The organism is Oleiagrimonas sp. MCCC 1A03011 (genome assembly GCF_003267965.1).
Lineage (GTDB): Bacteria > Pseudomonadota > Gammaproteobacteria > Xanthomonadales > Rhodanobacteraceae > Oleiagrimonas > Oleiagrimonas citrea.
In genome coordinates, this window is record NZ_MSPY01000006.1 from 124,887 (window position 1) to 139,469 (window position 14,583).

The 14,583-nt window shown below is 67.7% G+C and carries 10 protein-coding genes; 3 read left to right on the forward strand and 7 right to left on the reverse strand.

Annotated elements, in window-relative coordinates; genetic code table 11:
• Nucleotides 1-4: 4 nt before the first annotated feature.
• From BTJ49_RS12455 to BTJ49_RS12465, 3 genes are all read right to left on the reverse strand, one after another.
• Nucleotides 5-796, reverse strand: a complete 792-nt coding sequence (locus BTJ49_RS12455; RefSeq protein ID WP_113065732.1) for an AAA family ATPase — start codon at nt 794-796, stop codon at nt 5-7.
• An 82-nt stretch (nt 797-878) separates the two neighbouring features.
• Nucleotides 879-1,514, reverse strand: coding sequence for a 16S rRNA (guanine(527)-N(7))-methyltransferase RsmG (rsmG, locus tag BTJ49_RS12460; RefSeq protein ID WP_113065733.1), 636 nt, complete (start codon nt 1,512-1,514; stop codon nt 879-881).
• 59 nt (nt 1,515-1,573) lie between these two features.
• The gene (locus tag BTJ49_RS12465; RefSeq protein WP_240151767.1) at nt 1,574-2,032 is read right to left on the reverse strand and encodes a hypothetical protein; all 459 of its coding nucleotides are present in this window, start codon (nt 2,030-2,032) and stop codon (nt 1,574-1,576) included.
• 286 nt (nt 2,033-2,318) lie between these two features.
• Here BTJ49_RS12465 and hemB point away from each other — a divergent pair, with 286 nt between their 5' ends.
• Together hemB and BTJ49_RS12475 are read left to right on the forward strand one after the other, a co-directional pair.
• Entirely contained in the window at nt 2,319-3,314 is a 996-nt protein-coding gene (gene hemB / locus BTJ49_RS12470) for a porphobilinogen synthase (RefSeq protein ID WP_113065734.1), read from the forward strand.
• Between the two features lie 318 nt (nt 3,315-3,632).
• Nucleotides 3,633-5,450 carry a monovalent cation:proton antiporter-2 (CPA2) family protein gene (locus tag BTJ49_RS12475; protein WP_304598394.1) on the forward strand — a complete coding sequence of 606 codons (1,818 nt, stop codon included), beginning with the start codon at nt 3,633-3,635 and terminating at the stop codon, nt 5,448-5,450.
• Nucleotides 5,451-5,472: 22 nt separating this feature from the next.
• Here the strand turns inward: BTJ49_RS12475 and BTJ49_RS15780 are convergent, their stop codons facing one another.
• The 3 genes from BTJ49_RS15780 to BTJ49_RS12485 all read right to left on the reverse strand — a co-directional run bounded on the left by BTJ49_RS15780 (nt 5,473) and on the right by BTJ49_RS12485 (nt 9,452).
• Nucleotides 5,473-5,640, reverse strand: a complete 168-nt coding sequence (locus BTJ49_RS15780; protein WP_168184741.1) for a hypothetical protein — start codon at nt 5,638-5,640, stop codon at nt 5,473-5,475.
• A gap of 24 nt (nt 5,641-5,664) precedes the next feature.
• Nucleotides 5,665-9,081, reverse strand: coding sequence for an ankyrin repeat domain-containing protein (locus BTJ49_RS12480; RefSeq protein WP_113065736.1), 3,417 nt, complete (start codon nt 9,079-9,081; stop codon nt 5,665-5,667).
• A 131-nt stretch (nt 9,082-9,212) separates the two neighbouring features.
• Entirely contained in the window at nt 9,213-9,452 is a 240-nt protein-coding gene (locus BTJ49_RS12485) for a YcgL domain-containing protein (protein WP_113065817.1), read from the reverse strand.
• Between the two features lie 202 nt (nt 9,453-9,654).
• On the opposite strand from BTJ49_RS12485, the gene BTJ49_RS12490 reads away from it, so the two are divergent.
• Nucleotides 9,655-11,091, forward strand: a complete 1,437-nt coding sequence (locus BTJ49_RS12490; protein ID WP_113065737.1) for an outer membrane protein transport protein — start codon at nt 9,655-9,657, stop codon at nt 11,089-11,091.
• 112 nt (nt 11,092-11,203) lie between these two features.
• Here the strand turns inward: BTJ49_RS12490 and putA are convergent, their stop codons facing one another.
• Nucleotides 11,204-14,359 carry a bifunctional proline dehydrogenase/L-glutamate gamma-semialdehyde dehydrogenase PutA gene (gene putA, locus BTJ49_RS12495; RefSeq protein WP_240601828.1) on the reverse strand — a complete coding sequence of 1,052 codons (3,156 nt, stop codon included), beginning with the start codon at nt 14,357-14,359 and terminating at the stop codon, nt 11,204-11,206.
• Between the last annotated feature and the right edge of the window lie 224 nt (nt 14,360-14,583).

Below are 14,583 nucleotides of genomic sequence, written 5' to 3' on the forward strand. Positions count from 1 at the left end.
GCTCCTAGTTCGTTGCCGTCGTGGCGGCTGCCGCAGTGCGCTCGCGGCGGATCATTTCGCCGGCCAGCCCGAGGTAGGCGATCGCGCCGCGCGAGCCGCGGTCGTAGAGGTTGATCGGCTGGCCGTGGCTGGGGGCTTCGGCCAGGCGCACGTTGCGCGGGATGATCGAGCGCAGCACCTTGTCGCCGAAGTGCTTGGTCAGCTGGGCCGAGACTTCGTTGCCGAGGTTGTTGCGTACGTCGAACATGGTGCGCAGCAGGCCTTCGATCTCCAGCTTCGGGTTGAGTCGCTGCTGCACCGCGCGGACGGTGTCGAGCAGGCTCGACAGGCCTTCCAGCGCGAAGTACTCGCATTGCACCGGAATCAGCAGGCCGTCGGCCGCGGTCAGTGCGTTGAGCGTGAGCAGATGCAGCGACGGCGGGCAGTCGATGAGGATGGTGTGGTAGCGGTCGCCGAGCTTGCCCAGCTGCTCGGACAGGCGCGATTCGCGCGCAAGCGCGTCCATCAGCTTCAGTTCGGCGGCGGTCAGGTCGCCGTTGCCGGGCAGCAGATCGAAGCCGGCCTCGGTGGTGAGGATGGCGTCCTCGATCGGCGCTTCCTCGAGCAGCACCTCGCAGCCGTTCGGCTTGACGTCGTCCTTGTCGACGCCCGAGGCCATGGTGGCGTTGCCCTGCGGATCGAGGTCGACCAGCAGCACCTTGCGCCGGGCCTCGGCCAGCGCCGAAGCCAGGTTCACGGCGGTGGTGGTCTTGCCGACACCACCCTTCTGATTGGCGATCGCGATGATGCGCGTCATGGTCCCCTCGCTGCGTCGACCGTCGCGTCCGTCGCCGCGCGCAGGGCGGCGTTCGGCACGGACAGGGAGTGGAAGCGTACCATCACGGCGCGTCCGACCGCGCCAGCACCAGAAGGCGGCGTTCGGCGTCCAGGCCGGGCACGGTCACTTCGTGTTCGCGTTCGAGCCGGAATCCGTCCGGTAGCGCCGTCAGTTCGTCGTCTGGGCGGCGTCCCTTCATGGCCAGCCAGCGGCCGTTCGCGGCGAGCAGGTGGCCGCCCCAGGTCAGCATGTCGCCGAGGCTGGCGAAGGCGCGCGCGGTGACGCAGTCGAACGTGCCCTCGACCTGCTCGACGCGGGCATGGATCACCTCGACGTTGTCCAGACGCAGGCTGCGCACCGCTTCGCGCTGGAAGCGGGACTTCTTGCCGTTGGTGTCGATCAGGGTGACCGCGCGTTCGGGTGCGATGATGGCCAGTACCAGGCCGGGCAGGCCGGCGCCGCTGCCGACGTCGGCCAGGGTGGTGCCGGTCACGAAGGGTGCGATGGCCAGCGAGTCGAGCAGGTGGCGCGTCACCATGTCCTGCGGGTCGCGCACGGCGGTGAGGTTGTAGGCCGCGTTCCAGCGCGCCAGCAGCTCCACATAGTCGACCAGTCGCGCGCGGACATCCTCGGCCAGGGTCTGGCCGAGGGCGGCGAGGCCCTGGTCGAGTCGGGTTTGCAGCGTGGCGCGGGACATGCGTGATTCCGTGGAGTGGAACCGACAAGTATCCCCGCGACGGCGGGCGGATGCCAGTCTCAGGCGCGCTCGCGCAGACGTGCGCGCGTCACGAACAGACCGTGCTGGGTCAGGGTGGCGTTGAGGCGATCCTTCAGCGCGGCATTGCGTGCGGCGTCACTGTCGAGCACCGCCAGTTGCGGCGCGGCCAGCTGCGCCTGTTCGCGGATGAAGGCTTCGGCGCGCTCGATCACGGCATCGGCGCGTTCCGGCTCCAGCACCTGCCAGTAGACCGTGCCGTGCAGGGCGTCCTGGCCTTCGCCATCCAGCTCCAGCGAGCGGCCGACCAGACTGATGCGGTGGGTGACGTGTTCCAGAACAGGCCAAATCCAGTGCGTGCCGGGTTGCAGCAGTCGCGGCGCGCTGTGGCCCATGCGGCGCAGCGTGTAGACCTGGCCCTCGGGGATGCGCTTGACGGACATGCCCAGCGTGAGTGCGCTGAAGGCGATCAGGAAGGTCAGAGCGACTGAGGAGAACATGTCAGTAAAATCCGTGACTTGAAACCAGTTCTTGGGATAGGACTGCAAATCAGGGTGCATCGTCTTGATCTACAGTAGATTAATTTTCTTTTAACAACAAGTGCTTTTCTGTGATTCACGCCTCGAACGGTGCACGACGAATGCGGCCGTGCTCGGTCGATTCGAGGCATTCCCGAGGCGGGATGGGGCCGTTTGGTGAAGCCCGCGGCGGCTTGCCGCTGGGGACATGCCGAGGGGCGGCGTACAATGAACGGTCGTTACCTGTTCTCTGGACCGGATTCCGCCCATGACCTTCCCCGCTGTTCGCATGCGTCGCATGCGCCGTGACGCTTTTTCCCGTGCGTTGATGCGCGAGACCGTCCTCACGCCCGCCGATCTGATCCTTCCGGTGTTCGTGCGCGAGGGGCAGGGCGTGCGCGAGCCGGTGCCGTCGATGCCGGGTGTGGAGCGCGTGTCCATCGACGAATTGCTGCGCGTGGGCGAACAGGCGCTGAGTCTGGGCATTCCGGCGTTGGCCCCGTTCCCGGTCCCGGACGCGTCGACCAAGAGCGAGGACGCCGCCGAGGCGTACAACCCCGATGGCCTGATGCAGCGCGCCATTCGCGCCATGAAGCAGTCCTTGCCCGAACTGGGTCTGATCTGCGACGTGGCGCTGGACCCGTACACCACGCACGGTCAGGACGGTCTGATCGACGCCGCCGGCTACGTGATGAACGAGCCGACCGTCGAGGTGCTGGTCAAGCAGGCGCTGGCGCAGGCCGAGGCCGGCGCCGACTTCGTCGCGCCGTCGGACATGATGGATGGCCGCATCGGCACCATCCGCGACGCGCTGGAAGCCGCCGGGCACATCCACACGCGCATCCTGGCGTATGCGGCCAAGTACGCCTCCAGCTTCTACGGCCCGTTCCGCGATGCGGTGGGCTCGGCGGCCAGTCTGGGCGGTGGCGGCAAGCACACCTACCAGATGGACGTGGCCAACAGCGACGAGGCCTTGCGCGAGGTCGAGCTGGATCTGGCCGAGGGCGCCGACGCGGTGATGGTGAAGCCGGGCATGCCGTATCTGGACATCGTGCGCCACGTGAAGGACGCGTTCGGCGCGCCGACCTTCGTCTACCAGGTCAGCGGCGAGTACGCGATGCTGCGCGCCGCCTTCGCCAACGGCTGGCTGGACGAACGCGCCTGTGTGCTGGAGTCGCTGGTGGCGATGAAGCGCGCCGGCGCCGACGCCATCCTCACCTATTTCGCGCTCGACGCCGCGCGCTGGCTGCGCGAGGCGGACTGACCACATGACCACCTCGTTGGATTTTCGGCACTGAACGACGCTTGTTCAGCGCGTCGGCCCGTCGACATCGATGGTGACAAAGTGCGCCGGAAGGCGTCGGCCCGTCTTCGCGCGCCGTGCATTCGAAACATGGTGCCGCCGATGCGGGATGCATCGATTCCTGATCCTCGGCCTGCGTCTCCCATTCCGGTCAGGGGGCGATGACGGGCGCTGTTCGTGAAATGGCAGTCCGATGTCGTTCCGGGAGGGACAGCGCTCGCCGCCTGACGTACTCTGGACGCACGCGATGCGCGTGGCGGGTTCGTTCAAGGGAAGCGAGTGCATACCGAACACATGCTGCAGATGGCCGTGGTGTTTCTGCTGGCGACCGTGCTGGCGGTGCCGCTGGCGAAACGGTTCCGGCTGGCCGCTGTGCTGGGTTTTCTGCTGGCAGGCATCGCCATCGGGCCGCATGCGCTGGGACTGGTCGGCGATACCGGCCGCGTCGCGCAGGTGTCGGAACTGGGCGTCGTGCTGATGCTGTTCGTGATCGGTCTGGAGCTTTCGCCGTCGCGCCTGAAGGTGATGCGCCACGCGGTGTTCGGCACCGGTCTGCTGCAGGTGCTGGTGTGCGGTGCGGCATTGCTGGCCGTCGCCTATTACGGTTTCGGTTTGTCGTTGCGTGCGGCCGTGGTGGTGGGGGCGGCGTTGGCGTTGTCGTCGACGGCATTCGGTCTGCAGATTCTCGCCGAGCGCAAGGAGGCCGGTTCCGCGTACGGCCGGCAGGCTTTCGCGGTGCTGCTGTTCCAGGATCTGGCGGCGATTCCGCTGATTGCGGTGGTGCCGTTGCTGGGGTACGGCACCGCGCAAACGGGCGATCCGATGTGGATGGGCGCGCTGCGCGTGGTCGCCACGATCGTGGTGGTGATGGTCGGCGGCCGGTATCTGCTGCGGCCGTTGTTCCGCATCGTCGCGCGTACGCGCATGCAGGAGGTGTCCACGGCGACCGCGCTGCTGGTGGTGATGGGCACGGCCTGGGTCATGGAGCTGGCGGGTGCGTCGGCGACGCTGGGCGCGTTCCTTGCCGGCGTGCTGCTGGCCGATTCCGAATATCGGCACGAGCTGGAATCGCACATCGAACCGTTCAAGGGGCTGCTGCTCGGCCTGTTCTTCATCAGCGTCGGCATGTCGCTGGATCTGTCGCTGTTGCGTCAGGCACCGTGGGTCGTGGCCGGACTGGTGCTCGGACTGCTGCTGGTCAAGGGGGTCCTGCTTTGGCCGGTGGGGCGCCTGTCCGGGAGTTTGAGTGGCGCCGATGCATTGCGCATGGCGGTATTGCTGGCCAGCGGCGGCGAATTCGCCTTTGTGGTACTGAACCTGGCGTTGGGTCAGCATCTGCTGGAGCCGCGCCAGCGCGATCTTCTGGTGCTGGCGGTTAGTCTGTCGATGGCGCTGATGCCGTTGCTGGTGACGGCGCTGGCGCGTCTGCTGCGCGAGCGCGACACGCCGCAGACGCGCGAATACGATCACATCGACACCGATGCGCCGCGGGTCATCATCGCCGGGTTCGGCCGCGTCGGTCAGATCGTGGCGCGCGTGCTGCGCGCCCAGCACATTCCGTTCGTGGCGCTGGAGGCCTCGGTCGAGCAGGTGGATTTCTCGCGCCGCTTCGGCGGCACGTCGATCTTCTTCGGCGACCCGGCGCGTCCGGAACTGCTGCGCGCGGCACAGGCCGACAAGGCCGAGGTCTTCGTACTGGCCACGGACGATCCGCAGGCCAATCTGCGCACGGCGCGCGTAGTCAAGCGGCAGTTTCCGCACCTCAAGATCGTGGCACGGGCGCGCAACCGTCAGCATGTCTTCCGCCTGATGGATCTGAGCATCGACGAGCCGGTGCGCGAGACCTTCGATTCCAGCCTGAAAATGACCAGACAGGTGCTGTCGGCGCTGGGTGCGTCGGAGGCCGACGCGGCGCAGCAGGTCGAGCGCTTCCGCGAGCACGACGAGGCGCTGCTGAAGACCCAGTATCTCGTCTACGACGACGAGACCGCGCTGGTACAGTCCTCGCGCGAGGCGCTGGCCGATCTGGAGCGCATCTTCGAGGCCGACAGCGGGCAGCGCGATGCGGGTAGCGAGGAAGAGGGCGAGCGTATCTGAAGACGACCTTCGCTCGGTGTCTTCAGGTTGTCAGCGTGGCAAGCTGTTGCTTCGACACGGTCTGGTGTAGCGCACCGATGGCATGTGCGGGTGAGGCCATGCCGCCGTTGCGCAGGATCGCTGAGGTCAGGCCGGCATCGAGCCAGGCTTCCAGGCAGGCGGCGAAGCCGTCGAGAAAACCATCGTGCACCGCGCTGGATGCGGATCGGTGGTGTCAGTCGGCCGCGGGCTGGCGCAGCGTCTGGTGCACGCCGGGCACGGCATGTCCGCGCGCTTCCAGTTCCACGGCGACATCGATGTAGCCGAGCGCCCGGGCCAGCTCGGCCGGCGTGCGACCGAGTTCGTCGACGGCGTCGCGCGCCGCGCCGCGCGATAGCAGAACCCGCGCCGGCGCGGTCAGCATATGCATGGCGCAGGCATGCAGCGGCGTGACGCCCCGGCGGTCGGCGTGGCGGGGATCGGCGCCGGCGTCCAGCAGCGCGGGCAGCAGCGCGCCGATGTGGGTGCTGTCGCAGTCCGCACCGGGCTTGGCATGCGAGCCGAGCAGCAGCAGCAAGGGAGTGCGACCGTCCTGGTCGGCATGGTTGGCATCGGCGCCGCGTTTCAGCAGCACATCGAGCAGACGCCGTGCACGCAGGCTGTCGCGGCCGGCGAAACACAGCTGCGCGGCGGGGTGCAGCACGCTGCGTCCGTACATGTCGCGCACATGGACGTTGGCGCCGGCTTCGAGCATCTGCTCGGCGATATCGACGTGTCCACGTGCCACCGCCAGCATCAGTGCGGTGGCCTGGCCGGGTAGCGGCTGGTCGATCGGCGTGCCGCTCTCGATCAGCAGCGCCACCATGTCGCTGCGCCCGGCATTGGCGGCGGCGGCCAGCGCGGTCACGCCGGAGCGGGCGCTGAGGGTGAGGTCGGCGCCGTGCTCGATCAACAGTCGCGCGGTTTCGGTATGCCCCATGCCGGCGGCACGCAGCAGGGCGTTCGCACCCTGGCTGTCGCGGCTGTCCACGGCGAAATCGAGGTCGAGCAGCTTGCAGACGGCTTCGTTGTCGCCGGTCGCCGCGGCGGCGGGAAGGTCGTGCGGGCGCAGTGCCCGGCGCGGCAACGGCCAGCGCTCGTCCCAGCGCAGCCAGCGAGTGAGTTCCGGGTCGGCCTGATCGAGCACGCTGCCCAGCGGCGTTTCGCTGTTGGCCGCCGGGGCTTCCGGGTCGGCGCCGGCGCGGATCAGGGCGCGAATCTGCGGTAGTGGATCGGCGTGCTCCAGCGCGGCGTGCAGCGGTGTGCGTCCGGCGGCATCCTGCGCATTGGGGTTGCTGCCCAGGTTCAGCAAGACCTGCAGCAGGGTCCGCTGGCCGTTGGCGGCCGCGTGGTGCAGGGGGGTGATGCCGTCGCGGTGCGCGCCGAACGGGTCACCGCCGGCGTCGAGCATGCGCAGCACGAGGCGTTCGCTGCAGGCGTCGTTGTCGAGGTTGTCCAGACTGCGTGCGATGCGCCCGGCGCCGGCACAGCTGGCCCCGGCGTCCATCAGGTCGTGAACGGCATCGGCGCTGTCTGGAAGCGCATCGAGCAAGGCATCCAGCAGCGGTTGACCGTCCTCGAGCGTGGCGTGTGGCGACAGGCCATGTTCCAGCAGCCAGCGGCGCGCGGTGGCCGGTGCATCCCCGGCCAGTTGCCGATACATGTTCGCCAGATCGCGTTGCGGCCACTCGCGGGCGCGTCGAGAAAAGGTCGAGGCGATGGCCCAGTGGCCGAAGCGCAGGGCGTCGGCGAGGTGTTCGGGCGTGTCCGCGCCGGCTTCCGGTTCTGCGCCGATGTCGAGATTGGCCGGCAGCGGCGTCTGCGGGTCCATCAGCGCGACCAGGTCCCAGCGGCCGGTGGCGGCGGCGTGGTCCAGCGCGCTGCGTTCGTCGTTGCCCACGGCGCGCGGGTCGGCGCCGAGATCGAGCAGCGCGCGCACAATGCCAGCTTGCGTGCGCGGTGACTGGCAGGCCAGCATCAATGCGTCGCGACCGTGCTTGTCGCGCAGGTCGACGCTCGCCTCGGCGGCGGCGAGCACGTTCACGACGCCCAGTGCACCCGAGCGCGAGGCTTCCATCAGTGCGCTGGTCTGGTGATGGTCGACGACATCGGTCTTGGCGCCGGCGCCAACCAGCGCGCGGGCGATGTCGGCGTGACCTTCCAGTGCCGCGGCCATCAGTGCGGTGCGGCCAATCGTGTTGGCGGCGTGCACGGAGGCCTTGTGCTTGAGCAGCAGGCGCACGCCTTCCGGATCGTCCTCGGCGATGCCGGCAGCGGCGACCAGCGCGGGTTCGCCGCTGTCCAGCGCCGGCTTGGCGCCGTGTTCGAGCAGGAACTGCGCCAGCGGCCAGTTGGCGGCGCGGCAGGCAGCGGCGAGCGGCGTGAGGCCCTGGCGGTTGAGTACGTTGGGGTCGGCTTCGGCGTCGATCAGCATGGCCGCCACCGTCGGTTCGGCACTCAGCGCCGCGCCGTGCAGCGGGGTGTTGCCGTCGGCATCGGCCTGGCACGGGTCGGCACCGTTCGCGAGCAGCGTCATCACCGCCTCGGCGCGGCCGTGATAGCTGTCGCGCGTGGCGGCGAGCAAGGGCGTCAGGCCGGCCTGGACGCGGTTGACGTCCGCGCCGTGCGCGATCATTGCGCGCAGCAGCCGAGTTTCCGGAAGCAGGGCGGCGAGAATCAGCGCCGAGCGCTGATCGCGGTCCGATGGATGCGCCATGGCGTCGGCATCGGCGCCGGCTTCCAGCAGCGTCAGCGCTGCATCGACGCGGCCGGCACGCACGGCCTCCAGCAGGTCATCGTCGCTTGCCGCGCCCGTTTCGGTTTCCGGCGAACTCGCGGCGGGCGCCTCATCGAGTTCGCGGCTTCGTTCCCGGTCCGGGTCCGGCTCGGCGGTCGTCGATGAACCTCCGCCTCGCTGTTGTCCTTCGTAGAGCAGTGCGCGCAGCGTGCGATTGGTAATGACCAGGCAGCACAATGGCAGCAGGATCAGCCCGTACAACAGCACGCCGGCGGTGCGCAGCTCATCGGGTACCACGCCGACCAGCACACTGAGCGCCAGCGCGCCGAAGGCGGCGATCAGCGTGCACAGCGAAACGGGAAGAAAGTGGCTGAAGAAACGTTCCTCGCCGGACAGGTGGCGGGCGAATTGCAGACTGCGCGACAGCGCCGCGCGGATCAGCGAACCTTTGCCGGCGCTGCCCGGAAACGCGTCGTCCCACAGGAACGCCAGACCGAAGGCGGGCCAGGCCCGCCACAGCAGGGCCGCACCGAGGGCCAGTGCGATCGACAGCACGATGCTGCTGGCCAGCGAGGGCGTCTGCGTCAGCATGACCAGCGGCCATGCGATCAGCACAAGCACCAGCGCGGTATAGGCCGTGAACAGGATCAGATGCGCCACGCCGCGGCGCAGCACCGTGCGGGTGAAGGTGGGTTCCGGATCGAAGCCGATGGCGTGGCACATGGCGCCCAGCATCAGCGTGTTGGCGAGAAGCAGCGGAATCAGGGCGGTCGGCGAAGCGACGACGACGGCGGCGGCGATCATGGCCAGAGCAGGCAGGAACCAGACCAGGATGGTCTGCAGCGGTGTGCGGCGGCGCGGTTTGGTCGGCGACATGTCGGGCGGTGCGATCCGGGTCGGGGCGAGGATTGGGCTTGCGCGTCACGATACTACGCGCATGTGCGGTGCGCCCGAAACCTTCGGGCGCACGAGGCAGGACAGATCGGGTGGCGGACGTCAGCGGGCGTTCAGGCGTTTTCGCCCGGAGGCAGCTGCAGATGCCAGCCCTGCTCGCGGAGATTGCACAGTACCTGCTCGGTATCCTGATGCGGCAGCTTGCGCGCAGCGTCCAGTTCGACCTCGAGCACGAAACGCAGTTCGCCCAGCAGCGTCTGCAGCGCTTCGGGCAGGTGTTCGAGTTGCTCCGGGTCGCGCAGCCAGAGATAGGTTTCGGTTTTGCGGCGGCTGGCGTAGACGTGGCAGTGCATGATGGATCGTAGACGGTGCGGGCTGCACAGCATACGCATTCGGGGCGCGGTCGTCAGTGCCGGGCATGCAAGCAGGCACTTGCATTCGCGCTGCGCTCTCGTCAAAGTGCCGCGACAGGCTTCAAACGTCTGTATGAATGGAGGAGGGGCCCGTTTCAGGGTCGCAGATTCGAAGGCGTCCGAACGTCAGGAGTAGGTATACATGTCCATCAGAAACTCGTTTGTCAAAGCTGCCCGTCCCACGGCATTCGCCGTGCTGGCGGTGGCCGTAGCCGCGGCGCTGGGGATGCCGCAGGCGGCCCACGCCAGCGCGTTTCAGCTCAAGGAAAACAGCGCCAAGGCGCTCGGTCGCTCGTTCGCGGGTTCGGCCACGGCGGGGGATGACGCTTCGGTCGTCGTCAACAATCCGGCCGCGATGACCATGCTGACCGGCACGGTGTTCCAGGCCGATGTCACGGCCATCAATTTCAGCACCAAGTTCAGCGGCACGGGCACCGATGCCTTCGGTCGTCCGCTGGGTGGCGGCAACGGCGGCGACGGCGGTACCACGATCCCGGTGCCGGCGTTCTTCCTGTCCACGCAGGTCAACGACCGCACGCACATCGGCTTCGCTGTCACCGCGCCGTTCGGCTTCAAGACCAACTACAACCCGGGCTGGGTGGGTCGCTATCACGCGCTGAAGTCGGATTTCCAGTCGCTCGACGCCACGCTGTCGGCGTCCTACGACCTGACTGACAACTTCAGCATCGGTGCCAGCGTCATCGCCCAGCACACCAAGGCGGAACTGACCTCGGCGGTGAACTACAACGGCGTGGCCGCGGGACTGATCCAGCAGGCCGTCGCCGGTGGCGTGCTGCCGGCCGCCGCGGCGCCGACCTACCTGTCGACCATCAATGCTGTGGTGCCGCCGGGCAGTGATGGCGAGGCGCGCATCAAGGGCGACGACTGGGGCTACGGCTGGCAGCTGGGCGCGTTCTGGAAGCTGACCGACAGTGACCGTCTGGCGCTGGACTACCATTCCAAGATCTCGCACACGCTGAAAGGCAACGCACGCTTCACCATGCCCAGCAACGTTACCGCGCTGCTCAGCAGCCCGACGGTGGCGCCGCTGCTGGCGGGTGCCGGCGGCGTGCCGTTCAGCAACACCACGGGCACCGCGCCGTTCACCACGCCTGCTTTCGCCAACCTGAGCTACTGGCATCAGGGCGAGAAGTACGGTGTCGGTGCGGACGTGACCTGGACCAAGTGGAGCACCTTCAAGGAGCTTCGGGTGAACTACGCGAACCCGGCGCAGCCGGCTTCGGTGGAAACCTTCGACTGGGAGAACACCCTGTTTGTCTCGGTCGGCGGCGAGTACTACGTCAACGACAAGCTGACGCTGCGCGGCGGCGTGGCCGTGGACGGCTCGCCGACTTCGCAGGCGCATCGTGATCCGCGCGTGCCGGACGGCACCCGTCGCTGGATCAGCGTCGGTCTGGGCTACAAGCCTACGCAGAAGCTGGACCTGAACGTCGGTTACGCGCACATCTTCGTCAGCGATGCGCACGTCAACAACCTCAGCCCGACGGGCGACCGTCTGGTCGGCAACTTCAGCGACAAGGGCAACCTGCTGGCGTTCTCGGCGGCCTATCACTTCTGATCGGTCGCGACGGCCCGCCTTGCGCGGGCCGGTCGGCAACGAGCAACAAAAAAGCCCCCGCAGCGATGCGGGGGCTTTTCTTTGAGCTGTGCCTCGGTGTCCGCGGCGTGCTTCAGTCGCCGAGCATCATCAGGCTGGCGTTGCCGCCGGCCGCCGTGGTGTTGACGGTCAGCACGCGCTCGGTCGCGAAGCGCAGCATGTAGTGCGGACCGCCGGCCTTGAAGCCCGTGCCGGACAGGCCTTCGCCGCCGAACGGCTGCACGCCGACCACCGCGCCGACCTGGTTGCGGTTGGCGTAGCAGTTGCCCACGCGGGCGTGCTTCTGCACGTAGGCGATGGTGTCGTCGATGCGGCTGTGGATGCCCAGGGTCAGGCCGTAGCCGGTGGCGTTGATCTGGTCCAGCACTTTGTCCAGCTCGCCGGCCTTCCAGCGCACCACGTGCAGGATCGGACCGAATTCCTCGCGCTCGAGCATGTCCAGTGAGGGGATCTCGAAGGCGTGCGGTGCCAGGAAAGTGCCGTGCTCGGCCACCTCGGCGTCGACGGTCGCTTTGCGGATCAGCTTCGCTTCGCGGTTCATGCGGTCGACGTGCTTCTGCAGCCCTTCCAACGCGTCGTGGTCGATGACCGGGCCGACGTCGGTGGACAGCAGCCCCGGATCGCCGACCTTCAGCTCGTCGATCGCGCCGCCGAGCATTTCGATCACGCGATCGGCGACGTCGTCCTGGATGAACAGGATGCGCGCGGCCGAGCAGCGCTGACCGGCCGATCCGAAAGCCGAGGCCATGACGTCCTTGACCAGCTGCTCGGGCAGGGACGAGGAATCGGCGATCATGGCGTTCTGGCCGCCGGTCTCGGCGATCAGCGTGGCGATCGGACCCTTGCGCGCGGCGAGCGTCTTGTTGATGACCCAGGCGGTCTCGGTCGAGCCGGTGAAGGCCACGCCGGCAATGCGCGGATCACGGGTCAGGGCCGCGCCAACGCTGGCGCCGTCGCCCGGAATGAACTGCAGCACGTGCTGCGGAATGCCAGCCTCGTGCAGCAGCTTCACGGCGGCGTAGCCGATCAGCGAGGTCTGCTCGGCGGGCTTGGCGACGACGGTATTGCCGGCCAGCACCGCGGCCATCACTTCGCCCATGAAGATCGCCAGCGGGAAGTTCCACGGGCTGATGCACACGAACACGCCGCGGCCGTTGAGGAACAGGCGATTGGTTTCGCCGGTCGGGCTGGGCATGTCTTCGGGCTGGCCGAACAGCTTGCGCGCCATGCCGGCGTAGTAGCGGCAGAAGTCCGCCGCCTCGCGTACTTCGGCGATGGCGTCGGGTAGGGTCTTGCCGGCTTCGCGCACACACATGGCGACGAATTCGCCGCGGTTGGCCTCGATCATCTCGGCGGCGCGCTCGGCGATCTGCGCGCGCTTTTCGGCGGGCACGCGGTCCCAGTCCGGCTGCGCGGCGACAGCGTTGGTGATGGCGGTGTCGACGACGCTCTCGTCGCCGCCGATCCATTCGCCGACCACGCGACGGTGGTCGGCCGGGTCGGTGACCTTCACCGTTTCCTTGCCGATCTTCGCGCCCGGAACGAGCGGCGCGGCCTTCCACGGTCCCTTGTGCGCGTTGATGTCCTCGGCCAGCTGCCGGATGTCGTCTTCGTTGGAGAAATTCACGCCCATGGAGTTCTTCCGCTGTTCACCGTAGATATCGACCGGCATCGGAATGCGCGGATGGTTGAAGGTCTTGAAGCCGCGCACGGTTTCGCACGGGTCGGCCACCAGCTCGTCGATGCTGACGTCCTCGTCGAAGATGCGGTTGACGAACGAGGTGTTGGCGCCGTTCTCGAGCAGGCGGCGCACCAGGTACGGCAGCAGGTCCTCGTGGCTGCCGACCGGCGCGTAGACACGACACGGCACGTTCAGCTTGTTCTTGCCGATCACTTCCGCGTACAGGTCCTCGCCCATGCCGTGCAGGCGCTGGAATTCGTACGGGCGGCCTTCGGCGATGTGGTGCACGTAGGCGATGGTGTGGGCGTTGTGCGTGGCGAACTGCGGATAGATCAGGTCCGCGCCGACATCCAGCAGGCGCTTGGCGCAGGCCAGGTAGGCGACGTCGGTGTTCGGTTTGCGCGTGTAGACCGGATAGCCGGTGAAGCCCAGTTCCTGCGCGCGCTTGATCTCGGTGTCCCAGTAGGCGCCCTTGACCAGGCGCACGAACCAGCGGCGCTTGTGCCGGCGCGCCATGTCGGCCAGCCAGTCGATGACGGCGGGCGCACGCTTCTGGTAGGCCTGCACGGCCATGCCCAGACCGTCCCAGCCTTCCAGCGAGGGATGCGCGAAGACCTCGGCGGCGACATCCAGCGACAGTTCCAGGCGGTCGGCTTCCTCGGCGTCGATGGTCAGGGCGATGCCCTGTTCCTTGGCCATCTGCGCCAGTTCCAGCACTTTCCCGGTCAGTTCCACGAGCACGCGCTCGCGCTTGCCGTGCTCATAACGCGGGTGCAGGGCGGACAGCTTGACCGAGATCGACGGCGCCTCGATCAGGTTGCCGGCGTCCGGATCCTTGCCCAGTGCGACGATGGCGTTGCGGTAGGCCTGCTGGTAGCGCTCGGCATCCGGCTGCGTCAGGGCCGCTTCGCCGAGCATGTCGAAGGAGTAGCGGTAGGGGCGGTTCGCCTTCTTGTCCGCGCGCTCGACGGCCTCGTCGATGCGGCGGCCCATCACGAACTGCTTGCCCATGATGCGCATGGCCTGATGTACGGCGGCGCGGATCATGGGTTCGCCGGCGCGGCCGGCCAGGCGGCGCATGGCGCCGCGCACATCGGTGCGCGTGTCTTCGGCCATCTGCACCATGCGACCGGTCAGCATCAGGCCCCAGGTAGACGCATTGACCAGCACCGAGTGGCTACCGCCGAGGTGCTTCTGCCAGTCCGCATCGCCGAGCTTGTCGCGGATCAGCATGTCGATGGTGTCGGTATCGGGAATGCGCAGCAATGCCTCGGCCACGCACATCAGCAGCACACCTTCCTCGCTGGACAGGTCGTACTGGCGCATGAACGCTTCGATCGCGTCCTGATCATCCGCCCGCTCGCGCACGCGGAGTACCAGATTGGTGGCGCGTTCGATGATCTGCTTGCGCTCGGCTTCGGGCAGTTCGGCTTCGGCCAGCAGGGCCTGGACGGTTTCGGACTCGTCGCGCAGCCAGGCTTCGGTGATGCGCTGACGCGCCGGTTGATCGACGTCGACGAGTTCGGGGCTGAGGATCTGAGCGTTCACGTGCGTGCGCGTACCTTAATAAGGGCGGAGGGCGAATTGCGCGATTGTATGCCCCGCGGAGGGGGCTATCCAACCTCTTTTTTTGGCCCCGTTCCGATCGCTTTGCGGCGCAGCCTGATAGCGGTTCCCTGCTGAATGCCGCCGCATGACCTGCGACAATATGCCGCGTGCGGCAAACAGTCTTGCCCCTGTGCAGGGGGCACACTATGCTTGGACGAATCAGG